The organism is Amycolatopsis sp. PS_44_ISF1, from assembly GCF_032335455.1.
In the GTDB taxonomy this organism is placed as follows: Bacteria; Actinomycetota; Actinomycetes; order Mycobacteriales; family Pseudonocardiaceae; genus Amycolatopsis.
On sequence record NZ_JANUXO010000002.1, the window covers coordinates 980,572 to 1,006,299 of the forward strand.

General features: G+C 74.7%; 6 protein-coding genes. 2 read left to right on the top strand and 4 right to left on the bottom strand.

Going from position 1 to position 25,728, the window contains the following annotated elements:
- The first annotated feature begins 93 nt into the window (after positions 1-93).
- A complete protein-coding gene (locus NYF13_RS19200; protein ID WP_315658545.1) occupies positions 94-1,026 on the top strand; it encodes a LysR family transcriptional regulator in 933 nt (310 codons plus the stop codon).
- Between the two features lie 10 nt (positions 1,027-1,036).
- Here the strand turns inward: NYF13_RS19200 and NYF13_RS19205 are convergent, their stop codons facing one another.
- The gene (locus tag NYF13_RS19205) at positions 1,037-1,612 is read right to left on the bottom strand and encodes a hypothetical protein (protein ID WP_315658547.1); all 576 of its coding nucleotides are present in this window, start codon (positions 1,610-1,612) and stop codon (positions 1,037-1,039) included.
- A gap of 183 nt (positions 1,613-1,795) precedes the next feature.
- On the opposite strand from NYF13_RS19205, the gene NYF13_RS19210 reads away from it, so the two are divergent.
- Positions 1,796-2,641: an SAM-dependent methyltransferase gene (locus tag NYF13_RS19210; RefSeq protein ID WP_315658548.1), complete on the top strand. Its 846-nt coding sequence runs from the start codon at positions 1,796-1,798 to the stop codon at positions 2,639-2,641.
- Positions 2,642-3,233: 592 nt separating this feature from the next.
- Here the strand turns inward: NYF13_RS19210 and NYF13_RS19215 are convergent.
- Genes NYF13_RS19215 through NYF13_RS19225 form a run of 3 tightly spaced genes read right to left on the bottom strand, consistent with a single transcriptional unit; the run spans position 3,234 to position 25,686 of the window.
- The gene (locus NYF13_RS19215; protein WP_315658549.1) at positions 3,234-4,451 is read right to left on the bottom strand and encodes a cytochrome P450; all 1,218 of its coding nucleotides are present in this window, start codon (positions 4,449-4,451) and stop codon (positions 3,234-3,236) included.
- Positions 4,448-5,755 (bottom strand): MFS transporter, encoded by a 1,308-nt coding sequence (locus NYF13_RS19220; protein ID WP_315658551.1) that lies wholly within the window; start codon positions 5,753-5,755, stop codon positions 4,448-4,450. The genes NYF13_RS19215 and NYF13_RS19220 overlap by 4 nt, the downstream gene beginning before the upstream one ends.
- Positions 5,752-25,686: a non-ribosomal peptide synthase/polyketide synthase gene (locus NYF13_RS19225; protein ID WP_315658553.1), complete on the bottom strand. Its 19,935-nt coding sequence runs from the start codon at positions 25,684-25,686 to the stop codon at positions 5,752-5,754. The genes NYF13_RS19220 and NYF13_RS19225 overlap by 4 nt, the downstream gene beginning before the upstream one ends.
- Between the last annotated feature and the right edge of the window lie 42 nt (positions 25,687-25,728).

Genomic DNA, 25,728 nt, shown 5'->3' on the forward strand with positions numbered 1-25,728 from the left:
GCCGCCCTTGACTTTCCGCGGTTGGTGGGCCCGCACCCACAACGCACCGAGGCCGGACCCACAACCAGTGGTTGTGGGCGTAGGTTCTGCCGGGTGGATCTCGAAGCGGTTCGTACCTTCGTCGCCGTCGCCGACAGCGGGCGGTTCCAGACGGCGGCCGACGGTCTGGGGATCACCCAGCAGGGCGCGTCCCGCCGGGTGGCGGGGCTGGAGCGGGAGCTGCGGGTCAAGCTCTTCGCCCGGCTCGCCCGGGGCGTGCGGCTCACCGTGGACGGGCAGGCGCTGCTGCCCCACGCCCGCGAACTGCTCCGGGCCGCCGAGCGCGTCACGACCGCGGTGACTCCGGGGCGGCGGCCCCTGCGGATCGACGTCGTCGGCCGCCGGATCGCCCCGTCCAACCTCCTGCACGCCTTCTACCAGCAGCACCCCGGCATCGACCTGGATGTCGTGACGCTGGCCCACGGCGACGCCGCGTCGGCGCTGGCCGAGATCGGCGCCGGCACCCTCGACGCCACGTTCCGCTCCCTGCGAGCCTCGGCCCGCGCGGTCCCGGACGGGCTCCGCTCCTCGCGCGTGATCGACGACCGCCACGAGCTGCTGGTCGGCCCGCAGCACCCGCTGGCCGACGCCCCGTCGGTGACCCTGGCCGGGCTCACCGGCCACCCGATCTGGATGCCCGGCCTGTCCGACGCCGAGCCGCTGGGCTACTACGACGACCTGGCCCGGGCCTTCGGGCTCACCATCGACACGATCGGCCCGAGCTTCGGCGTCGAAGCCCTCCTCGCGGAAATCGCCGACTCCACCCGGCTGGCCACCTTCGTCGGCGAGGGCTCCCGCTACCTGTGGCCGGAGAGCTACGACCTGCGCCGCATCCCCGTCGTCGACCCGGCCCCGGTCTACCCCCTGTCGGTGGTCTGGCGCGCGGACAACCCCCACCCGGTCCTCGCGGACTTCCTCCGGTACCTGTGCACCCGGTACCGGGAAACCTCCCGCGAGGAGGTGTGGGTGCCGGACTGGGCCCGCTGAACCCGCTCGCTCAGCTGGTGTGGATCAGCGCCCGGGCCGCGGCCGCGGCGTCGGTGAGCTTGGTGCCGGTGCCCGTCACGAAGTAGATGCCGGCCGGCGCGATGCACTCCAAGGTCACGCTGAACCCGCCGATGACCGCGCTCGTGGAGTAGTCGCTGCACTGCTGGTGCGTCGCCGCGTAGACCTGGACCAGGGTGCGGGCCTCCACGGCGGCTTCGGTGAGCTTCGTGCCCAGGCCGTTGGTGAAGGTCAGGCCGCCCGGTCCGCTGCACTCCAGCGTCACGCCGAACCCGCCGAGCTTGTCCGTGCTGCCGTTGTAGAAGGTGCAGGGCAGCCCCGTGGTGGCCTGGTCCTGCACCACCGCCGCGGCCTGGGCCGAGGCATCGGTCAGCGTGGTGCCCAGGCCCTCGACCATGAAGAACCCGCCCCCGGGGCAGGTCAGGGTCTGCTCGTAGCCACCGAGGACGGCGCGGCTGGTGTAGCTGCTGCAGGTGACGGCCGCGTCCGCGGCCGGGGGGACGGCCACGGCCGTACCGGCCAGCGTGGTCAGGGCGCCGAGCGTCCCGAGGCAGCGACGCACGAACATGATGGGGAACTCCTTCGGGCAACCGGGGCGATGCCCCGGTGGTCTACCACCCGCCGCCGAAGCGGCTTCACGGTACTTCTGACGACAGCGGCCGAACGACACCGTGACAGCCGGTTTTCCCGCGCCACCGGGCGCCACTACTGTGTGCGCCAGCTATCACGAACCTGGTGCGGGAGGTCTGCGATGTCCGGTGAAACAGGCGCTCCGCCCGGGGTCGACCCGGGTACTCCGAGCGTCGCGCGCGTCTACGACCACCTGCTCGGCGGTAAAGACAACTACGAGGTCGACCGCCGGCAGGCCGACGCGATCAAGCAGCACATGCCCGAGGTGGCCGATGTCGCCTGGCAGAACCGGAACTTCCTGATCCGGCTGTGCCGGTTCCTCGCCGACAGCGCCGGGGTCACCCAGTACCTCGACTGCGGCTCGGGCCTGCCGACCGCGGAGAACGTGCACCAGGTGGTGCAGCGGGTGCACCAGGAGGCGAAGGTCGCCTACGTGGACTACGACCCCGTGGTGGCCGCCCACGGCCGGGCCCTGCTCGACGAAAACGAGCACACGGAGTACCTGCAGGCGGACTTCTTCGACCCGCCCAGCATCCTCGAGGCCGAGGTGGTCCGGCGGCACCTGGACTGGGACCGGCCGATCGCCGTGCTGTTCCTGGCCGCGCTGCACCACAACGCCGGCGAGGGCAGCCGGGCCGCCGAGGTGACCCGGGCCTTCGCCGAACGGCTGCCTTCGGGCTCCTACCTGGCCATCAGCCACGTGCTCGATCCGGGCGACGGCTCCGAGGACGACCGGATCCTGCAGGAGACGCTGCGGGAGATCCGCAACGGGCCGATGAAGACGATCACCGCCCGCACCGCCGCGGAGATCCTCGAGCTGGTGCACGGCTGGGAAGTCATCCCGCCCGGCCCCGGCCGGCCGGGCGAGGTCACGGCGGTGTCGGACTGGTGGCCCGACGGGCCGATGCTCGGCCGGCCGTCGATCGCCCAGCGCATCCTCGGCTGCGTCGTCGCCCGGAAACCGTAAAGCCCTGATAGCGAGGGTGCGCGCGCCAATGTCCGAACAAATGGAACCAGACAATCGCCGGCAAAGCGGATCACCCAATTAGCGTAATAATCGCACTCCATCCGGTTGGGCCGGACGGAAGAAGTAACTAATCCAGCCTCCCGAACGACCTGAAGAGGGTGGGATGCCGGCGGGCCACCCGATAAGGGGCCGGCATCCCACCTCCCCTACTGTCGCACACGCCCAGCCCTCCGATGGAGGAATGGCGGCCGGGCAGTGGCGCGGCAGGCGCGAACACGAGCGTGGGCGCGAAACGGGGCCAGCGAAACAGGGAAGGCGGCCGAGGCCACGCCCGTCCCCGGCCTGCTCGGTGGACCCGAAGAACGAAACACGAAACGCTCCCAGCGCGACTCGGGAAGAATTATCCGAATTCTATCCCGGAAAGGCCGCGCTTCCCCACCGCCATCTGAGGGTAAACCGGCGCGGTGTGTCCTTTACCGACGAGAACCCTATCCGGAAATCGAATATTCTCATCGGCCGCATTCACCGATCCCGGAGCCGGATCCCGGCCCCCGGCTCCGGTGCGCTCCGCCCGGGGCCGGGGCAACGGCGGTCAGGCGGGTTCCACCTCGAGCGGCAGCCGCTTGACGCTCACTATCACCGCGGGGTTCTGGAATTCGACCGCGTCGTCTTCGGCCACCGCGAGATTCCGGTAGCGGTCGAATAGCACCTCGAAGGCCACGCGCCCCTCCAGCCTCGCCAGGGGCGCACCGAAACAGAAATGGATGCCGTGCCCGAAGGTGAGGTGCGGATTCGGGCTGCGCCGGGCGTCGAACCGGTCCGGTTCGTCGAAGCAGGCCGGATCACGGTTGGCCGAGGCGAGGTCGGCCATGACGATCGCGTCCGCCGGGATGGTCCGGCCCCCCAGGCTGACCTCGGCCGTGGTCCGCCGGCCCAGTTCGGGGAACGGCGGCAGGTAGCGCAGCACCTCTTCGAGCGCGACGGGCAGGCCGGCCGGGTCCGCCCGCAGCGCGGCGGCGGCGAGCGGGTCGCGGTCGAAGCAGACCTGCGCGTTGCCCACCAGGGCGGTGGTGGTGATGTGCCCGGCGACCAGCAGCAGCGCCACGAAGCCGACGATCTCCTGATCCTCCAGGCGCTCGCCGTTGAACTCGGCCTGCACCAGCCGGCTGGTCAGCCCGTCGCCGGGCCGGGCGCGGTGTTCGCGGATGTGCTCGAGGATGTAGGCGTTCATCTCGCGGATGGTGGGCGCGATGGCGTCGAGCGCCCGCTGGATGTCGGCCATGTCGGCCGACTCCCCCAGCTGGTCCCCGCTGAACAGCACCCGCGCCCACTTCGTGAACAACGGCCGGTCGGCCGCCGGCACACCGAGCAGTTCCGCGATGACGATGATCGGCAGCGGGTAGGCGAGCGCGTCGATCAGGTCGATCCGCGAGGCCCCGGCCACCTCGTCGAGCAGCTCTCCGGTGATGGCCCGGATCCGCGGTTCGAGCCCGGCCACCACCCGCGGGGTGAACGCCTGGGTGACCAGGGTGCGCAGCTTGCGGTGGTCGGGCGGGTCCATCCCGACGAAGTTGCCCTTGCGGAAGGTCTCGAAGTCCTCCTGGACGGGGGTGAGCCCGGAGAAGTCCGAGGAGAAGGCCGCGGGATCGGACAGCACCCGCGAGACCCCCGGGTGGTCCAGCACCCGCCACGCGCTCCGCTGCTCGTCGTAGTGGACCGGGCCGGTTTCGCGCAGCTCGCCGGTGCGGGACACCAGCTCCTCGAAGGCGAAGGTGAGCCCGGGGCCGCCGGACTGGTCCTGGACGCTCATGTCGGGTTTCCTCGTTTCTCGTCGCGGCGGGGGTCCGCCGGTGCGGGTGAAGGCCGGCCCGCCGGTGCGGCTTCGGGCCGTTCGAGCACGATGTCCTCGCTGCGGGGAAATCGGCGCAGGGTGGGGCTGAAGGTGACGACCAGGGTGATCGCGGCGATGCCGGCGGTGCACAGCACGACCGCGCCGGGACCCGGCACCGCCTGCACGAGCAGCCCGCCGAAGGCCGGACCGGTCGCGGCCGAGACCCCCCCGATCACCCCCATGACGCTGGTCAGCCGGCCGCGCAGCCGGTCCGGGGTCAGCAGCAGCTGGTAGGTGCCGATGGTGGTGTTCGCGGTCGGCGGCAGCAGGGACATCGCCACGAACAGCGCGCCCATCAGGTAGCCGTCGCCGGTGATGAAGACCGCCAGCGGGGTGAGCGCGGTCAGCACCCAGAACACGCCCATGATCGACACGTACGGGCTGATCCGGCGCTGGAGGTACGGCGCGGCCAGCGAACCGGCGACCCCGCCGACCCCCAGCATGGCGGCCATCACCCCGATCTCGCCCGAGGGCACCCCCCGGTCCTTGGCCAGCACGACGATCACGATGTAGTAGGCGCTGAAGAAGAAGTTCAGGCTCACCGCGCACAGCACGGTCACCCGCACGTGCCGTTCCCGCCAGACCCAGCGCAGCCCCTCGGCCATCTCCCGGCCGAGGTGCCCGCCGGAGGGGACCTCGGCCCGGTGGTGCGGCGCGCGCAGGAACAGCAGCGCGACGAAGGAGATCAGGTGGGTGGCCACGTTGAACGCGAACGGGACCGCGCGGCCGAGCGCGTAGAGGAAGCCGCCCACGGCGGTGCCGGCCAGCTGTCCCACGGCTCCGCGCGCGGAGTTCATCGCCACCGCCGTCGGCAGCTGGGCCTGCGGCACGATGCGCGCCACCGTGGCGCCTTCGGCCGGCCCGAACAGGGACCGGCACACGCCCATCACGGCCGCGACCACCACCACGTGCGCCGTGCTCACCGCGTCCCACCAGACCGCGGCGGCCAGGCTGCCGACCGCGACCGCCTGCGCCGCTTCGCAGCCGAGCATGATCTTCTTGCGGTTCCAGCGGTCCGCCAGCGCCCCGGCGGGCAGGCCCGCGACCAGCTGCGCCATCGCGTCCACCCCGAGCACCAGTCCGGACACCGCGGGTGAGCCGGTGACCGCGAGCACCAGCAGCGGCAGGGCGATCACGGACGCGCTGAACCCGGCCACCGACAACGCCTGGCTGCCCCACAGCAGGGTGTAGTTCCGGTTCCGGGACAGCGGGACGAGGGTCACCTCCGCTCCCCTCCCGCGCAGTCCCGCGCGATGGCGCGCAGGGCTTCGGCGAAGTCGGCGGCGACCGCCTCGACGGTCGGCCGCTCGTGCCGGTCCGGCCGGTAGATCAGCGAGAACACCAGCTCGCCGTCCTGGACCGCGCCGACCAGGTCGAGCAGGTGCGGCCGGTGCTCCGCCGGGTCGTGGTCCCGGCCCAGTGAGCCGTGCACGGCCCGGTAGAGGCCGTCGCCGGACGGGGCGTCACCGGCCGCGGGACCCGCGCCGTCCCACTGGCCCAGGTAGTTGAACGAGATCTGCGGTCGCGGGCCCCCGGCCGAAAGCCGTTGCCGCGTCTGCGGCGAACCGAGGTGGCGCAGGGCCCCGTAGCCGAACCCGTTGCCGGGGATCCGGCGGAGCTGGTTGCGGACCGCCTTGATCAGGGCGCGCCAGTCCGGCCGGCCGGGCGCGGGAACCGTGAGCACGACCGGGAAGAGCGTGGTGAACCAGCCGACCGTGCGGTTGAGGTCGACGTCGTCGAGCACGTCCTCCCGGCCGTGGCCCTCCAGCGCGATGGACACCGCGTCCCGGCCGGTCCACCGGGACAGGGCCCACGCCAGAGCGGTCAGCAGGACGTCGTTGACGCGGGTGCGGTACGCGGCGGGGGCGGAGCGCAGGAGGGTGGTGGTGTCGGCGGCGGAGAGCACCACCGTGACCGCGTCGGCGGCGGTCACCGGGGCCGGGTCGTGGTCGTCGGGCCCGTCGTGGTCGACCGGCAGGTCCCCCGGGTCGGCCAGTCCGGTCCAGTACCCGGTCTCCTCGTCGAAACCGCCCTCGCGCACGTGCTCTCCGAGCCGGAGGGACCAGTCGCGGAACGAGGTCGTCTTCGGGCCGAGGTCGGTCCGCTCACCGCGCACGGCCTGCCGGTAGGCGGCTTCGAGGTCGTCGAGCAGGATGCGCCACGAGACGGCGTCGACCACGACGTGGTGCGAAGCCAGGAACAGCCGGGGCGGCCAGTCCGGCTCCGCGCGGAACAGCACGGCCTTCAGCAGCGGCCCGCGTTCGAGGTCGAAGCTCGCGTGGACCTCGTCGGCCACCCGTTCCAGCTCGGCCGGGCGCCGCGCCGGCGCCACGCCGGACAGGTCGTGCCGCCGCAGCCGCGGCACCGGTTCGACGGGCGCGTTGTGCTGGGCCCACCCGTCGCCGGTCCGCTCGAACCGCATCCGCAGGGCGTCGTGGTGGCTCCACACCGCCTCCAGCGCCTGCCGGAGCGCGTCCTCGTCGAGATCGGTGCCCAGCTCGAGGAGCATGGACTGGTTGAAGTGGTGGGGGTTGACCGTGTTGGTGCGGAAGAACCAGTCCTGGATCGGGGTGAGCGGGACCGGGCCGACGACCGGCCGCGCCGGCTCCGCGGCCGCTTCCCCGGCCGTGGCCTGCGGCGCCAGAGCCGCGATGGTCTGGTGCAGGAAGAGGTCCTTGGAGCTCAGCCGCAGTCCGGCCTGCCGGGCGCGGGCCACGACCTGCATGCTGAGGATGGAATCGCCGCCCAGCTCGAAGAAGTTGTCCTCGATCCCGACCCGGTCGAGCCCGAGCACCTGCGACCACACGGTGGCCAGCAGCACCTCGGCCGGGGTGCCCGGCGCGACGTAGGGCGCCGCCGGTTCCGGGGCGGCGGTGACGGGGGGCAGGGCCCGCCGGTCGAGCTTGCCGTTCGGGGTGAGCGGCAGCACGTCCAGGGTGGCGAACACCGAAGGCACCAGGTGCGCGGGCAGGCCGCGGCCCAGGAATTCCCGCAGCTGCGCCGCCGAGGGCGGTTCCGCCCGGCGGGCCGGGACGACGAAGCCCACCAGCCGCCGGTGCCCGGACTCGTCGTCCTGCACCGCGGCCACGGCCGCGCCGACGCCGGGGTGCCGGGTCAGCGCGGATTCCACCTCCCCCAGCTCGATCCGGAACCCCCGGACCTTCACCTGGTCGTCGGCCCGGCCGTGGAACTCCAGCTCACCGCCGGCGGTCCAGCGGACCACGTCGCCGGTGCGGTACATCCGGGCGCCGGGCGCGCCGAAGGGGTCGGCCGGGAACCGGTCCGCGGTCAGGCCCGGGCGGCCGAGGTAGCCGCGGGCCAGCCCGTCGCCGGTCACGTACAGCTCGCCGGCCACGCCGACCGGCACCGGCTGCAGCGCGTCGTCGAGGACGTACACGCGGGTGTTCGGGATCGGCCGGCCGATGGTCACCGGCCCGCCGGCGGCCAGAGCCTCGCTCCAGGTGGCGACGATCGTCGACTCGGTCGGGCCGTAGGCGTTGACCAGGCGCCGCCCCGGCGCCCAGCGGTCCACCAGCTCGGTGGTGCAGGCGTCCCCGCCGACGACCAGGGTGCGCAGCCGGGGCAGCCCGGTTTCGGGCACCGTCGCCAGCGCCGCGGGCGGGAGCAGGGCGTGGGTGACCCCGTGCTCGGCGAGGAACGCGGCCAGCGGTTCCCCCAGCAGCGGGCCGGGCGGCACCACCACCAGCGTCGCCCCCGCCGCCAGGGCCAGGCACAGTTCCAGCACGGACGCGTCGAAGCTCGGGGAAGCGCAGGCCAGGACCCGGTCCCCCGCCGTCGCGCCGAAGTGCCCGGCCTCCGCCGCGGCGAACCCGGCCAGACCGGTGTGCGACACGACCACGCCCTTGGGACGCCCGGTCGAGCCGGAGGTGTAGATCACGTAGGCGGGGTTTTCCGGGCTCAGCGCCGAGGTCCGGTCGGCGTCGGCCACGTCCTCGCCGGAGCGCCCGGCCAGGGCGCGCACCGTTTCGGCTCCGCCGAGGCCGAGCACCGGCAGGTCGCCGGTGCCGTCCGGGCCGAGCCCGTCGCGGGTGAGGACCAGTGCCGGGCGGGAGTCGGCGAGCATGAACGCGATCCGCTCCGCGGGATAGCCCGGGTCGACCGGCAGGAACGCCGCACCGGCCTTCAGCACGGCCAGCTCGGCCACGACGAGGTCCGCCGACCGGGGCAGCGCCAGCGCGATGACCCGCTCCGGCCCGGCGCCGCGGCCGATCAGCAGCCGGGCCAGGCGGTTGGCCCGCTCGCCGAGCTCGGCGTAGGTGAGGTCCCCGTCTTCCGACCGCACCGCGAGCGCGCCGGGGGCGCGGCGGGCGTGCGCGTCGAACAGCTCGACGAGGGTTCCCGGCGGTACCTCGCGCCGGGTGTCGTTGCGTTCTTCGAGCAGGAGCCGGCGTTCGGCGGCGTCCAGCAGCGGCAGCCGCGAGACCGGCGACGCCGGGTCTTGCGCGACGCCTGCGAGGAGCACGGCCAGCTGCCCGGCCAGCCGGTCGATCGTCGCCGCTTCGAACAGGTCGGTGTTGTAGGTCAGCGCGGCGCGCAGCACGGAGCCGTCCCCGGAACCGTCCTCCTGGAACTCGATGGTCAGGTCGAAGTTCGCCGCGGTGCCCGGCATCGGGACGGCTTCGGCCTCGAGCCCGGGCAGCCCGGCCGGGGCCTCCGGGCTGTTCTGCAGCACCACCATCACGCCGAACAGCGGGCTGCGACTGGGGTCGCGGACCGGCTGGACCGCGTCCACCACCCGTTCGAAGGGCAGGTCCTGGTGCTCGAACGCGGACCGCACCCCGTTGCTCACCTCGTCGAGGAACTCCTCGAAGGCGAGGTCGCGGCGCACCCGGGAGCGCAGCACCACGGTGTTGACGAAGAACCCGACCAGCCCTTCCAGCTCGGCGCGCTCCCGGCCGGAGGTGACCGTGCCGACCGCGACGTCGTCCTGGCCCGACCACCGGCCGAGCAGCACCTGGCAGGCCGCGACCAGGGTGGTGAACAGCGTGGTCCCCCGGTCCCGGCCGACCTCCTTCAGCCGGGCGGTCACCGCGGCCGGCACGGTGAGCTCGCGGGTCGCGCCGTGGGTGGTGCGCACCGGCGGGCGCGGGTGGTCGGTGGGCAGCTCCAGCGGCGCGAGGCCGCGCAACCGGTCCGTCCAGTACCCCACCTGCCCGGCCAGGACCGGCTCGGCCGCCGGGCCGCGCTGCCAGGCTGCGAAATCCGCGTACTGCAACGGAAGCGGGGGCAGGGCGGCCGGCTCGCCGCTGCGCGCGGCGCGGTAGAGCGCACCCACCTCCGCCGCGATCAGCCCGTTCGACCAGCCGTCGGTGACGATGTGGTGCACCGCCAGGGTGAGGACGTGTTCGCGGGCGCCCAGGCGGATCAGCGCGGGCCGCAGGAGCGGGCCCTCGCGCAGGTCGAACGGCCGCTCGCCGTCCTCGGCCAGCACCGCGGCGAGCGCGGCTTCCCGGGCGCCGGGCTCCAGGTGGGTCAGATCGGTCACCGGCAGGGGGACCGCGGCGGGCGGGTGCACGAACTGCACGCCGTGCCCGTCGGCCGCGCCGAAGGTCGTGCGCAGCGATTCGTGCCGGGCGACGAGGGCGGTGAAGGCCGTGGCGAGGGCCTGGACGTCCAGTTCGCCGCGCAGGCGCACGGCGGTGCCGGTGACGTACTCGGAGCTGCCGGGGGCGAACTCGTCGAGGAACCACAGGCGCTGCTGGGCGAACGACTGGGGCAGGGCGCCGCCGCGGGGCAGCACCGGGATCCGGCCGGCCTCGGCCGGCGGGCCGCCCAGCCCGGTGATCGCCGCGGCCAGCCGCGCCACCGTGGGGCTGCTGAACACCATCCGCGGCGAGACCGACACGCCGCAGTCGGTCAGCAGCCGCGAGACCAGCCGGATGCTCAGGATCGAGTCGCCGCCGAGCTCGAAGAAGTTGTCCTGCGCGCCGACCCGGTCCACGCCGAGCAGCCGGGCCCAGATCCCGGCCACGGTCTGCTCCATCGCGGTGCGGGGCGCCACGTGGACGTGCCCCTCCGGGGCGGTCCGGCCGGGCTCGGGCAGGGCCCGCCGGTCCACCTTCCCGTTGCGGCTCAACGGGAGTTCGTCCATCAGCACGACCGCGGCGGGCACCAGGTACTCCGGCAGCGCCGCGGCGGCGTGCGCCCGCAATCCGGCCGGATCGGCCGGGGCCGCCGGCACGACGTAGGCCACCAGCCGCCGGGTGCCCGAGCCGTCGGCCCGCACCGTGACGAACGCCTGGCCGACCGCGGGGTGCCCGGTCAGCACCGCCTCCACCTCGGCCGGCTCGATCCGGAAGCCGCGCAGCTTGATCTGCTCGTCGGAGCGGCCGAGGAACTCCAGCCCGGTACCGGGCCGGCGCCGCACGACGTCGCCGGTCCGGTACATCCGCTCACCGGGCGCGCCGAACGGGTCGGCGACGAACCGCTCGGCGGTCAGCCCCGGACGCGCCAGGTACCCGCGCGCCAGCCCCGGGCCCGCCAGGCACAGCTCACCCGGGGAGCCCGCCGGGAGCAGCCTCAGCTCGGCGTCGAGCACGTAGGCGCGCACGCCGTCCAGCGGGCGGCCGATCGGTACCGGCTCGGGGACCGCCCCGGTCATCCGGAACGCCGAGGCGAACGTGGTGGTCTCCGTGGGCCCGTAGCCGTCGACCACCACGAGGCCGGGGCAGGCGGCCAGCACGGCGCGGACCGCTTCCGGGGGCACGACGTCGCCGCCGGTCCACACCTCGCGGACCCCGGCCAGGCAGCCGGGATCGTCCCCGGCGATCAGCCGGAAGAGCCCGGCGGTCAGCCAGAGCGCGCTCACCGCGTGCGCGGCGACGGTGTGGCGCAGCGATTCCACGGTCACCTCCGCGGTTTCGCCCAGCACCACCGTGCCGCCGCCGAGCAGCGGCACCCACAGTTCGTAGGTGGACGCGTCGAAGGCCAGCGGCGAATGGGCGAGCACCCGTTCGTGGGCACCGCCGGCGAACCGGCCGTCCCGCGCCAGCGCCGCCACGTCCAGGTGCCGGACCGCGACGCCCTTGGGCACGCCGGTCGAGCCAGAGGTGTACATGACGTAGGCCAGGCTCTCCGGGTCCACGGCCACCTCCGGCCCGCGCGCGGCCGACTGCCGGTCCACGGCCAGCACGGGTCCACTGTGGACCGCACGGGCGGTCGCGGCCCAGCGGCCGGTGCTCAGCACCACCGCCACCGCCGCCTCGGCCAGGATCGAGCGCAGGCGCGGCTCGGGGGCCCGGGTGTCCAGGGGCACGTAGGCCGCGCCGGCCTTGAGCACGGCGAGCTGGGCCACGACGTGGTCGGGCGAGGGATCCGACAGCAGCCCGACGCGGTCCTCCGGCCCGATGCCCAGCTCCACCAGCCGGTGGGCCAGGTGGTTCGCCCGCCCGTCCAGGTCCGCGTAGGACAGGGAGAGGTCCCCGCACACCACGGCCACCGCTTCCGGCGCGCGGGCGGCCTGGCGGTCGAACCGGGCGGTGATCGTGGCCGCGGGCGGCTCGCCGACCGGGCCCGCGGAGTCCGCGAGCACCGCGGCGCGCTCGTCCCCGGACAGCCACGGCAGCGCGCCCAGCCGCCGGTCCGGATCGGCGACGAGCGCGTCCAGCAGCGAGCGCAGCCGGGCGTTGAGGGTCGCGGCGGTGGCGGCGTCGAACCGCGCCGGGTCGTAGGCGAGGTCGAGGGTGAGCTGCTCGTCCAGGGCGGCGCGCAGGCACAGCGGGTAGGTCGTCGCGTCCGCCGAGGTCACCGCCAGCACCCGCGGCGCGCCCGGGGTGGCCGGCTCGCTGATCGGGTAGTTCTCGAACACCACCATGCTGTCGAACAGGTTCTGCCCGGCCGGGACGTCCGACAGCGGCCGCAGCTGCGCCAGCGAGACGAAGTCGTGGTCGCGGGACTCGCTCTGCGCGGCCTGCAGCCCGCCGAGCCAGCGGGCCACCGTGGATCCACTGTGGACACCGACCCGGGTGGGCACGGTGTTGATGAACAGGCCGACCATGGTCTCGACGCCCGCCAGCTCGGCCGGGCGGCCGGAGACCGTGGTGCCGAACACGACGTCCCGCTCGCCCGAGGCGGCCGAGAGCAGCAGCGCCCAGGCGCCCTGCACCACGGTGTTGACGGTGAGCCCGTGCGCCCCGGCGAACTCCCGCAGCCGCGTGGTCGCGGCCGGGTCCAGCCCGGCGCGGACCGAGGCCCCGGACCAGGCCTGGCCCTCCGGCGCCGGCGGGCGGTCCCAGGGCAGCGGGGTCGGCGCTTCGAACCCGGCCAGGGTGGCGCGCCAGTGCTCCTGGGCCCGGTGCTCGTCCTGCCCGGCCAGCCAGCCCAGGTAGTCGCGGTACGGGCGGCGGGTGAGCAGGCCGGGTTCGGCGCCCGCGGCCGCGGCGGCGTAGCACTCGCAGACCTCGGCGAAGACCTGCGCGGCGCTCCAGCCGTCCAGCAGCACGTGGTGCGAGGTCCACACCAGGTCGACCTCGCCGCCGGGCAGCGCCGCGATCGCCAGCCGGGTCAGCGGCGCCCGGGTCAGGTCGAACGGCACGCCGCGGTCGGCTTCGAGCAGTTCGCGCAGAGCGCTCTCGCGGGCGTCCTCGTCCAGGGCCCGCCAGTCGTGGTGGGTGACCGGGAGCACGGCCCGGCGGTCCACCACCTGGACCGGCTCGCCGATCCCGGTCCAGACCAGCCGGGTCCGCAGGGCCGGGGTGCGGTCGGCGACCCGCTGCCAGGCGGCGGCCAGCGCCGCCGGGTCGGCGACCCCGGCCAGCCGCACGCGGACCTGTTCGAGGTAGGCGGTCGAACCGGCGTCGAACAGGCTGTGGAACACCATGCCGGCCTGCAGCGGGGTCAGCGGGTAGACGTCCTCGGTGGAGCGGCCGTCCCCGGCGACGACGTCGAGTTCGGCGGCGCTCAGCCGGGCCAGCGGGAAGTCCGACGGCGTGCGGCCGCCCGCGCCGGGCTCGGCGCAGTGCCCGGTGATCTCGCGCAACGCTTCGGCGACCGCCTCGGCCAGCCGCCGCACGGTGCCCTCGTCGTGCACTTCGGCCGAATAGGTCCAGGACAGCTCGAGCTGTCCTTCGTCGACGACGCCGACCACGTCGAGCAGGCAGGTGCGCTGCCGGTCGGGCCCCACGTCCTCGCCGAGGTCGCCACCCCAGGACCGGTAGAGCCCGCCGGAAGCCCGGGCGGCGCTCCACTGGCCGTGGTAATTCAGGGAGATCTGCGGCGCCGGGCCCTCGTCCAGCCGCCGTCGCGGGTCGAGCCGGCGCAGCGCGCCGTAGCTCAGGCCCTTCGCGGGCACGGCCCGGAGCTGTTCCTTGACCGCCTTGAGCGTGCGGCCCCAGTGTTCGTCCTCGTCCAAGGTGAGCTCGACCGGGAACTCCGCGGTGAACCAGCCGACCGAGCGGGACAGGTCGGCCTCGGCGAAGATCTCCTCGCGGCCGTGGCCCTCCAGCGCGACGAGCACCCGCCCGTGGCCCGTCCAGCGGGCCAGCACGCGGCCCAGCGCGGCCATCAGCACGTCGTTGACCTGCGTGCGGTAGACCTCGGGAACCCGGTGCAGCAGGGCATCGGTGGTCTCGGCGCTCAGCCGCACGGACAGGGTCCGGGCGCACCGGGCGGTGTTCCCGCCCGGACGGTCCACCGGCAGCGGCGGCACCGCCGCGATCCCCGACCAGTGGGGCAGGTCGGCGTCGAAGCCGCCGGCGCGGACGTGCCCGGCGAGCAGGCGCGCCCACGAGCCGCACGAGGTCGTCGCCGGGCCGAGGTCGGCCGGCCCACCGGCTTTCAGCTGCTCGTAGGCGGTTTCCAGGTCGCCGAACAGGATCCGCCACGAAACGCCGTCGATCACCAGGTGGTGGGCGATCACCAGCAGCCGGGGCGGCCGGGCGGGGCCGGAGGTGAACAGGACCGCCGCCACGAGCGGGCCCCCGTCCACCCGCAGGCCGCCGCGCGCCTCGACGGCGGCGGCGCGCACGGCGGCCGCACCGTCCACTTCGGAGTCCAGTTCGGACAGATCGACGCCCCGGAGCTCCGGGGCCTCGGCCCGCCCGGGTTCCTGGCACCACTGCCCGCCTTCGCGGGTGAACCGGGTGCGCAGCACCGCGTGCCGCTCGAAGACGGCGGCCAGCGCGGCGGCCAGGATCTCCGGATCGGTGCCGGGGTCGAGCTCGGCGGCGGTGGACATGGTGAAGTGGTCCCGGCCGGCCGGCTCGGTTTCGAGGAACCAGCGCTGGATCGGGGTCAGCGGGGCCGGCCCGGTGGGCTCGGGCCGGGCCGGTGCCGGCGCGCCCGCCTCGGCCACGCGGGCCAGCTCCGCGATGTTCTGGTGGCGGAAGATGTCCTGGGAACGCAGCCGCAGCCCGTGCCGCCGGGCCAGGGAGACGACCTGGATGCTCAGGATCGAGTCGCCGCCGAGGGCGAAGAAGTTGTCCTCGGCCCCGACCGGGCCGGCGCCCAGCACCTCGGCCCAGATTTCCGCCAGCAGCCGCTCGGTGGCGGTCCGCGGCGGCACCACAACGGTGCCGGCCGTGGGCCGGGGCCCCGGCGCGGGCAGCGCCCGGTGGTCGATCTTGCCGCTGCCGGCCAGCGGGAGCCGGTCGAGCACGACGAACGCCGAGGGCACCAGGTAGTCCGGCAGGCGGTCCTTCAGCCGGGCGCGCAGGCTTTCCGGATCGGTCGAGCCCGGCGCGACCACGTAGGCGACGAGCCGGTCGCGGCCGTCGTCGCGGCGGGCGACGACCACGGCGTCGGTGACCCCGGGGTGCCCGCGCAGCACGGCTTCGACCTCGCCAGGCTCGATCCGGAACCCCCGGATCTTCACCTGGTCGTCGGCCCGGCCGAGGTAGCCGAGCCGGCCGCCGGGCAGCCAGCGGGCGCGGTCGCCGGTGGCGTAGGCCCGGCTGCCCGGCGGGCCGAACGGGTCCGGCCCGAAGTGCGCGGCGGTCAGCCCCGGCCGGTTCAGGTAGCCCCGGGCCAGTTGCGCCCCGGCGAGGTGGAGCTCACCGGGCACCCCGATCGGCACCGGTCGTCCCCGCTCGTCGAGCACGTACGCGCGCACGTTGCCCACCGGGCCGCCGATCACCGGGCGGCTGCCGGAGGTGATCCGGGCCAGGGTGGCTTCGACGGTGCATTCGGTGGGGCCGTACAGGTTGTACGCGGTGACACCGTCGGTCTCGCCGAGTTCGCGCCACAGGTCGCCGGTGACCGCTTCCCCGCCGAGCACCAGCACCGAAGGCCGGTGCCGGGCGGTGGTGAGCAGGCCGGCGCCGAGCAGGTGCTGGACGAACGACGGGGTCGAGTTGAGCAGATCGATGCCCCGGTCCGCGACGTAGGCGACCAGTGCCTCGGGGTCGAGCCTGGTGTCGCTGTCGATCACGTGCAGCTCGTGGCCGCCGGCCATCAGCAGCAGGCCCTCCCAGGAGGCGTCGAAGGAGAACGCGGCGGTCAGCGCCACCCGGAGCCGGTCCTTCCCGGTGGCGGCGGTGAATTCGGCGGCGTGGTCGTGGAAGAGGTTGGCCAGGGCCGCGTGGCCGACCACCACCGCCTTGGGCCGCCCGGTCGAACCCGAGGTGTAGATGGCGTAGGCGGCGTGGTCGCCGAGCACCGGGCCGCCCCGGTCGGCGTCGGTCAGATCGGTGCCGGTCAGTTCGGTGCCGGCCGGATCGGCCGGGATCGCCGGCGGTTCGGTGAGCACCAGGACCGGTCGCGCGTCCGCCAGCACCAGTTCGATCCGCTCCGCCGGCAGATCCGGGTCGAGCGGCAGGTGCACGGCCCCGGCCTTGAGCACGGCCAGGACGGTGACCACCAGTTCCGCCGAGCGCGGCAGCAGCACGGCCACGAAGCGCTCGGGCCCGGCCCCGCGCTCGACGAGCACCCGGGCCAGGCGGTTGGCCCGCGCGTTGACCTCGGCGAAGGTGAGCGCGAGGTCGCCGAAGACCAGCGCGGTCGCGTCCGGGGTGCGCGCGGCCTGTGCCTCGAACAGCTCGGTGAACGTCGCGCCGGGCACCGGGCGGGCGGTGTCGTTCCAGGTGCCGAGGACCAGCTCGCGCTCGGCCCCGGTGAGCAGCGCGATGGCGTCGACCTCCTGGGCGGGGTCGGCCGCGACGGCGGTGAGCAGCACCTCCAGGTGCCCGGCGAGGCGGGTCATGGTGGCGGCGTCGAACAGGTCGGTGTTGTAGTTCAGCAGTCCGCGCAACCCGTCGGCGTGCTCCTCGAACTCGAGGCTCAGGTCGAACCCGGCGGTGGTCATCGGCAGCGCCAGCTCGCTCGTGGCGAGCCCGGCGAACGGGGGCAGCCGGTTACCGGCGTTCTGCAGGGTCACCAGCACTTCGAACAGCGGCGTGCGGCTGGTGTCGCGCTCGGGCGCGACCTCCTCGACCACCCGCTCGAACGGCAGCTCCTGGTGCGCGAACGCGGCCAGCACGGTCTCGCGGACCGAGGCCAGGAACTCGTCGAAGCGCCAGCGTCCGTCCACTCGCGACCGCAGCACGAGCGTGTTGACGAAGATCCCGACCAGGTGCTCGACCTCCGGGTGGTCCCGGCCCGAGGTGACCGTGCCCACGGCGACGTCGTCCTGGCCGGACCACGCGCGCAGCACGAGCTGGCAGGCCGCGACCAGGATCGTGAACAGCGTGGTTTCCCGGTCCCGGCCCAGTTCCCGCAGCGCGGCGAGCACGGCGGGCGCGACGGTGAACGCGTGCTCGGCGCCGTTCGCCGTCCGCGTGGCCGGCCGGGGCCGGTCGGTCGGCAGGTCCAGCGGGCCCAGTCCGTCGAGTTCGCGCCGCCAGAACGCGGCCGCCTCGGCCACGGCGGTGCCGGCGAGCCGTTCCCGTTGCCAGACCGCGAAATCGGCGTACTGGATGGGCAGCGGGGGAAGCTGGGCGCCCTCGTCGGCGTACCGGGCGGCCAGTTCCCCGGCCAGCAGGCCCATCGACCAGCCGTCGGTGACGATGTGGTGCAGGGCCAGCAGGAGCGCGTGCTCCTCGGGTGCGGTGCGCACCAGCCGGGCCCGCAGCAGCGGGCCGCGGGCCAGGTCGAACGGCCGGGCCAGGTCGTCGGCCAGCAGCCGCTGCACCTCCGCCGCCGGCCGGCCGGTCAGGTCGGTGGCGGTCAGGGCGGCCGACCACGGCGGCCCGACCACCTGGCGGGGGTGCCCGCCGGCCGGGTCGAACGTGGTGCGCAGCGATTCGTGCCGCGCGATCAGCGAATCGAGGGCGCGGGCGAGCGCGCCGACGTCGAGCGGCCCGTGCACCCGCAGGGCCAGCGCCGAGACGTGGTCGGTGCCGCCCGGGGCGAACTGGTCGAGGAACCACAGCCGCTGCTGGGCGGACGACAGCGGGAGGTCGGTGTCCCGGCCGGCCGGGTGGATCACCGGCGCGAGCCGCGGCCCGGGCCTCGCGGGCAGCCCGGCCGCCAGCCGGGAGACCGTGGGCGTGTCGAACAGCGCGCGCGGGGACACCTCGACGCCGAACTCGGCCCGCAGCCGGGAGGCGATCCGGATGCTCAGGATCGAATCACCGCCCAGCTCGAAGAAGTTGTCCTCGGCGCCGACCCGTTCGAGGCCCAGCACCTCCGCCAGCACCGCCGCGACCGTCCGCTCGGCCTCGGTGCGCGGGGCGGTGAACCCCGCGCTCGTGGCCGCGGCCGCGCCGGGGGCGGGCAGCGCCCGGACATCGAGCTTTCCGTTGGGGGTCAAGGGAAGGCGCTCGATCGGCACGAACACCGCCGGCACCATGTAGCCGGGCAGGGACCGCGCGAGCTGGTCCCGCAGCACCGCGGCCGACGGCGCCTCGCCCGCCCGTGCGGCGACGAAGTACGCCACCAGCCGCCGGGAGCCGGGCTGGTCTTCGCGGGCGAGCACCGCCGCCGAGGCGATCTCGGGCAGCGCGGTCAGCGCGGCTTCGATCTCGCCCAGCTCGATCCGGAACCCGCGGATCTTGACCTGGTGGTCCCCGCGCCCCTGGTAGCGCAACCCACCACCGGCGGCGAAGGCGGCGAGGTCGCCGCTGCGGTACATCCGGGCCCCGGGCGCGCCGAACGGGTCGGCGACGAACCGGGCGGCGGTGAGGCCGGGGCGGCCGAGGTAGCCCCGCGCCAGCCCGTCCCCCCCGACGTAGAGCTCACCGGTCACCCCGGGCGGGACCGGTTCCAACGCGGCGTCGAGGACGTAGGCGCGCAGGTCGGGCAGCCCGGTGCCGATCGCCCCGGCCGCCGAAGCCCGGCCCAGGGCCTGGTGGGTGACGTGCACGGTGGTCTCGGTGATGCCGTACATGTTCACCAGCGACGGGGTGTGCTCCCCGTGCCGGTCGAACCACGGCGCCAGGCGGCGCGCGTCGAGTGCTTCGCCGCCGAACACGACGTACCGCAGGGCCAGCCGCGCGGCGAGCGCGGGTTCGTCCTGCTCCGCGCCCATCAGCTGGTAGAACGCCGACGGGGTCTGGTTGAGCACCGTGACGCCCTCGTCCGCGAGCAGGCGCAGGAACTCCCGCGGCGTGCGGGAAACGGCGTGGGGGACGACGACCAGCCGGCCGCCGTGCAGCAGCGCGCCCCAGAGCTCCCACACCGAGAAGTCGAACGTGTAAGCGTGGAACAGCGTCCACACGTCGTCACGGCCGAAGGCGAACAGGTCCCGGGTGGCCGCGAACAGCCGGGTGACGGTGCGGTGGGTGACCAGCACGCCCTTCGGGACGCCGGTCGAACCCGAGGTGTAGATGACGTACGCGGGGTTGTCCGGGGTCGCCCGCGGCTCCGGGTCGGTGTCGGGGCCGCCCGTCGCGGCCGCCTCCACGTCCTCGGCGGTCAGCACGGCGACCGGGCCGGTGTCGGCGAGCATCCGCCTCGTCCGCTCGGGCGGCCCGTCCGGGTCGAGCGGCAGGTAGGCGGCGCCGGACTTGAGCACCGCGAGCACCGCGACCACCTGCCCGGCCGACCGGGGCAGCCGCAGCGCCACGAACCGCTCGGGTCCGGCGCCGAGCGCGATCAGCCGGTGCGCCAGGCGGTTCGCGCGGCGGTTCAGCTCGGCGTAGGACAGTCTGGTGCCTTCGCCGGTGAGCGCGATCGCCTCCGGCGTGGCCGCGACCTGGGCGGCGAACAGCTCCGGCAGGGACGGCGCGGGCAGGCCCGAGGCCGTCCCGTTCCACTCGACGAGCACCTGGTGCCGTTCGGCCGGGGAGAGCCACGGCAGCCGCGAGACCGGGCGGTCCGGGTCCTCGGCGATCGCCGACAGCAGGGTTTCCAGCCGCGCCGCCAGTGCGCGCGCCGTGGCGTCGTCGAACAGCGCCGGGTCGGTGGCGAGCTCGAAGCCGAGCCGCCGGTCCAGGTAGGCGCGCAGGCTGAGCGGGAAGGTGGTGCTGTCGAGTGCTTTCACCTCGCGGAGGGTGACTCCGGACTCGGCGGCGGCCTGCTCGTCGAACGGGTAGTTCTCGAACGCGACCATGCTGTCGAACAGGTTCTGCCCGGCCGGCACGTCGCTGAAGGACCGCAGCCGCCCGAGCGCGACGAAGTCGAAGCGCCGCGCCTGGTTCTGCTCGTCCTGCAGCCGCCGCAGCCATTGCGCCACCGGCGCGCCGGGCTCCACCCGCGCCCGGGTCGGCACGGTGTTGATGAACATGCCGACCATGGTCTCCGCGCCGGGCAGGTCGTCGGGGCGGCCGGACACGGTGGTGCCGAACACCACGTCGGCCTCACCGCTGTGGTGCGAGAGCAGCAGGGCCCACGCGCCTTGCACGACGGTGTTCACCGTGAGCCCGTTGCGCCGGGCGGCGTCGCGGAGGGCGGCGGAGCGCTCCGCGGACAACGCGACGCGGACGGTCTCCGAGGACCGCGCCCGGTGGGCCCGGGCGGGGGCGCGGTCCCACGGCAGCGGGGTGGGGGCGCCGAAGCCGGCCAGCACCCCGCGCCAGTACCGCGCGGCCTCGTCCTGGTCTTGCCCGGCCAGCCAGCCCAGGTAGTCGCGGAACGGGCGGTGCGCCGCCACGCGCGGCGAGCGGTGCTCGGTGATCGCCGCGTACTGCTCGCACACCTCGGTGAACAGCTGGGCCAGGCTCCAGCCGTCGAGCACCAGGTGGTGGGAGGTCCACATGAGCAGCACGCGCCCGGGGCCGAGCACGGCGATCGTGAACCGGGTCAGCGGAGCCACGTCCAGGGCCAGGCCGGCCGCGGCGTCCTCGGCCGAGAGCCGGTCCAGCTCCGCCTGCTGCTCCACTTCGGACAGTCCACGGAGGTCGGCGTGGGCGATCGGCAGCACCACCCGCCGCCGCACCACCTGCAGCGGCTCGGCCACCCCCTCCCAGCGCAGGTGGGTCCGCAGCACCGGGGTCCGGTCGGCCACCTGCTGCCACGCCGTGGCGAACGCGGCCGGCTCGCGGACGCCGTCGAGCAGCATCCGGGCCTGGTCCACGTAACTGCCGGGATCGGACAGGCTGTGGAACAGCATGCCCGCCTGCAGCGGGGTCAGCGGGTAGACGTCCTCGACCTCGCGCCCGTCCCCGGCGATCTTATCCACAGTGGACTGTTCGAGCCGGGCCAGCGGGAAGTCCGAGGGGGTGCGGCCCCCGGCGCCGGGGCTCGCGCAGTGCTCGACGATCTCGCGCAGCGCGCCCGTCATCGCCTCGGCCAGCCGCCGGATCGTCGCCTCGTGGTGCACCTGCCCGGAGTACTGCCAGGTCAGGGTCAGCTCCCCGGCGTCGACCAGCCCGGTCACGTCCAGCAGGTAGGTCCGCGCCTCCTCGGGCGCCAGGTCCTCCCCCGCGCCCTCCAGCCGTCCACGCACGAGGCCCGCGCTCGCGGCACCGCCGTCCCACTGGCCGTGGTAGTTGAAGCAGACCTGCGGCAGCGGACCGGCCGGCAGCGCGCCGGGCTCCCCGAGGTAACGCAACGCCTCGTAGCCCAGACCGCGGTGCGGCACCGCGCGCAGCTGCTCCTTGACCGTCTTGAGCGTCGTGCCCCAGTCCCCCTCGGGCGCCACGTCGAGCGCGACCGGGAACTGCGTGGTGAACCAGCCGACCGTCCGGGACAGCTCGACGCCGTCGAGCACGTCCTCCCGGCCGTGGCCCTCCAGCGCGACCAGCACCGAGTCCTGGCCGCACCACCGCGCCAGGGTCCGGCCGAGGGCGCTGAGCAGCACGTCGTTGACCTGGGTCCGGTAGACCGCCGGGACCTGCTGCAGCAGCGCGGTGGTCTCGTCCCGGCTCAGCGAGACGGTGAGCGACCGGGTGGAGCCGGCGGTGCTGACGCCCGTGCGGTCCACCGGCAGCGCGGGCACGACGCGGGCGGACACCGCACGCCAGTGCGCCAGGTCGCCGTCGAGCCCGCCGGCGCGCACGTGCGCGCCGAGCCGGTGCGCCCACTGGGTGAAGGCCGTGCCCACGGGCTCCAGCCGCACGGGCAGGCCCGCGCGGGCCTGCCCGTAGGCGGTTTCGAGGTCGCCGAGCAGGATCCGCAGCGAGACCCCGTCGACCACGAGGTGGTGCACGGCCAGGAAGAGCCGGGGCGGCCGGGAGCCGAGCAGGATCAGCGCCGCCCCGGCGACGCGGCCCGCCGCGAGGTCCAGCCCGGCCCGCACCTGCGCCGCCGCGGCCTCGACCCCGGCCCGCTGCCCGGCCTCGTCCAGAGTGGACAGATCGCGCACGGCCAGGCCGGCTGCCGGCGGCTCGGGCAGCACTTCCTGGCGCCATTCGCCGTCGACGGTGAAGAACCGCGTGCGCAGCGCCTCGTGCTGGGCCAGGACGCCCTCGAAGGCCGCGCGCAGGGCTTCGTGGTCGACGTCCCCGGCGAGTTCGAGCAGCTGGGACATGGTGAAGTGGTCCAGCGGGCCGTGGGTGGCGAAGAACCAGTGCTGGATCGGGGTCAGCGGCGCGGGCCCGGCGATCCGCGGCGCCTCCGGCGGGCCGGGCGCCGCGGCCGGCTGCACGGCGGTGGCGAGCCCGGCGATCGTCTGGTGCAGGAAGATGTCCCGCGAGGTCAGCCGCAGCCCGGCCGCCCGGGCCCGGGACACCACCTGGATGCTGAGGATCGAATCCCCGCCCAGGCCGAAGAAGTTGTCCTCCACGCCGATCCGGTCGTGGCCGAGCACCTCGGCCCAGATCGCCACCAGCTCGTGCTCGATCGCCGTCCGGGCGGCGACGGGCTCCGCCCCGGCGTCGGCGGCGGGCTCCGCGGCCGGCAGCGCGCGGTGGTCGAGCTTCCCGTGGGCGGTCAGCGGCAGGTGCTCCAGGCTGACGAACGCCGAGGGGACCAGGTAATCCGGCAGGGTGGCGCCCAGGAACCGGCGCAGCCCGGCCGCCTCCGGGGCCGGCTCGCCGGGCCGGGCCACCAGGTAGGCCACCAGCCGGGCGTGGCCGCCGGCCGCCCGGGTGGCCACGACGACGGCCTGGGCCAGCGCCGGGTGCCGCAGCAGCGCGGCTTCGATCTCCCCCGGCTCGACCCGGAACCCGCGGATCTTCACCTGCTCGTCGAGCCGGCCCAGGTAGTCCAGCCGCCCGTCGGCCGTCCGCCGGACCAGGTCCCCGGTGCGGTACATGCGCTCGCCCGGCGCTCCGGACGGGTCGGCGACGAAGGCCGCGGCGGTGAGCCCGGCCCGGCCGAGGTAGCCGCGCGCGAGCTGCGCGCCGGCGAGGCAGAGTTCGCCTGCCACGCCGGCGGGCACGGGCCGCAGGTCCTGGTCCAGGACGTAGGCCCGGGTGTTGGGCAGCGGCCGGCCCAGGGTCGGCCGGGCCGATTCGCGCACCCGGCACGACACCGCGTCGACGGTGTACTCGGTCGGCCCGTAGTAGTTGTGGGCCACCGTCACCTCCGCCGTGGCCAGCTCGTGCCAGAGCGCCTCCCCCAGCGCCTCCCCGCCCAGCATGAGGATCTTCGGCCGGTGCCGCGGGTCGGTCAGCAGCCCGGCCGGGATGAGCCGGCGCAGGTAGGTCGGGGTGAGGTCGAGGAAGTCGATCCGGTGCCCGGCCACGTAGTCCACCAGCGCCTCGGCGTCCCGCCGGACCTCGTCGCCGACCACGTGCAGCTCGTGCCCGTCGGCCAGCAGGACCGGGCCTTCCAGCGAGGTGTCGAACGAGAAGGACGCGGTCAGCGCGACCCGCAGCCGCGGGCCGGCCGCGAACCGGGCGCGGTGGCCGAACAGCAGGTTCGCCAGGTTGCGCTGCGGCACCACCACCCCCTTGGGCCGTCCGGTGGAGCCGGAGGTGTAGATGACGTAGGCCGCGTTGTCCGTCCCGAGTGGACGATTGCGGTCGGCGTCGGTCAGGTCGGTGCCGGGCCGCGACCGCAGTGCGGCCGCGGTCTCCGGCGCGCCGAGGACGAGGCCGCGGCCCGGCACGGGCGTCGTGGTGTCGCCTTCGGCCGTGAGGACCAGCTCGGCCCCCGCGTCCTGCAGCAGGAAGGTGATCCGGTCGGCCGGCAGCTCCGGGTCGACCGGCAGGTACACCCCGCCCGCCTTGAACACCGCGAGCAGGGCCACGACCTGGTCGGCCGAGCGGGGCAGCGCGAGCGCGACGACGCGCTCCGGCCCGGCGCCGAGCGCGACGAGGTGGCGGGCCAGGCGGTTGGCCCGGGCGTTGAGCTCGGCGAAGCTCAGCGAGGTTTCGCCGGCCACCAGCGCGGTCTCCTCCGGGGCCCGCCGGACCTGGGATTCGAACAGCTCGGCCAGGGTGGTGTCCGGCACGTCCAGCTCGGCGCCGTTCCACCCGGTCAGCAGCCGGTGGCGCTCGCCGCCGCGCAGCAGGGGAAGGTCGCCGACCGGGCGGGCGGCGTCGGCGGCGATCGCGGTCAGCAGCACGCCCAGGTGCCCGGCCAGCGCGGCCGCGGTCCGCTCGTCGAACAGGTCGGTGTTGTACTCCAGCGAGCCGGCCAGCTCCGCGCCGGCCGGCTGGAACTCGAAGGTCAGGTCGAAGTTGGCCGCCCGCCGCACCACCTCGACCGGTTCCACCTCCAGTCCGCCGAAGTCCGGCGTCCCGGTTCCGGCCCCGTGCAGCAGGACCATGGCGTCGAACAGCGGGTTGCGGCCGGGGTCGCGCTCGATCCGCAGCGCCTCCACCAGCTTCTCGAACGGCGCCTCGGCGTGTTCGAAGGACTCCAGCACGGTTTCGCGCACCGCGTCGAGGAAGTCCGTGAACCGCGCCCTCCGGTCCACAGTGGAGCGGACCACGACGGTGTCGACGAAGAAGCCCACCGTCCGCTCGATCTCCGGCCGCCCCCGGCCCGAGACGACGGTGCCGACGGCGATGTCGTCGTGGCCGGTGTACTTGGCGAACAGCACCTGGCAGGCGGCCACGAGCACGGTGTACAGCGTGGTGTCGCGGGCCAGCGCGAGGGCCGCGAGTCCCGCCGCGGCGTCGGCCCCCACGGTGAAGTGGTGCACCGCGCCGGCCGAGGTGCGCACCGCGGGCCGGGGCCGGTCCAGGGGCAGGTCCAGGGGCTCGACCCCGTCGAGCTGCCGCTTCCAGTAGTCGAGGTGGCCCTCCATCACCGGCCCCGAGAGCCGGGCGCGCTGCCAGACGGCGAAATCGGCGTACTGCACCTGCGGTTCGGGCAGCCGCGCGGGTTCACCGCGCACGGCGGCCGCGTACAGCGCGCCCAGCTCGTCGACCACGATGCCCATGGAGGCGCCGTCGGTGACGACGTGGTGGGCGGTCATCAGGAGCACGTGCTCGGCCTCGGCGACCCGCACGAGCAGCAGCCGCACCAGCGGGCCGCGCCGCAGGTCGAACGACCGTGAGTACTCCGCCTCCAGCACCCCGGCCAGGTCACCGGCCCGCAGGGTCGCGTCGGCGGCCAGGTCGGCGACCCCCACCGGGATCTCCAGGTCCGGGTGGACGATCTGGACGGCGCTGCCGCCGACGTCCTCCACCGTGGTGCGCAAGGACTCGTGGCGGGCCACGACCTCCTTCAGCGCGGTGCCGAGCGCGCCGGTGTCGAGCGCGCCCCGCAGCCGTAGCGCGACCGCGCTGTTGTACTCGGCCTCACCCGGCTGGAACTCGTCGAGGAACCACAACCGCTCCTGGGCGAACGAAAGGGGCAGCGCCCCCTCGCGCGGTGCCCGCCCGATGACGTCGGACCGCTCGGCCCGGCCGGCCAGGCGGCGCCGCAGCTGCTCGCGCAGCTCCGCGGGCAGCGCGTCGATGCGGCTCTGTTTCGAGGTGGTCATGGTTGCCTCACTGCTCCGGGGGTGGTTCCAGTGCTCTGGTGC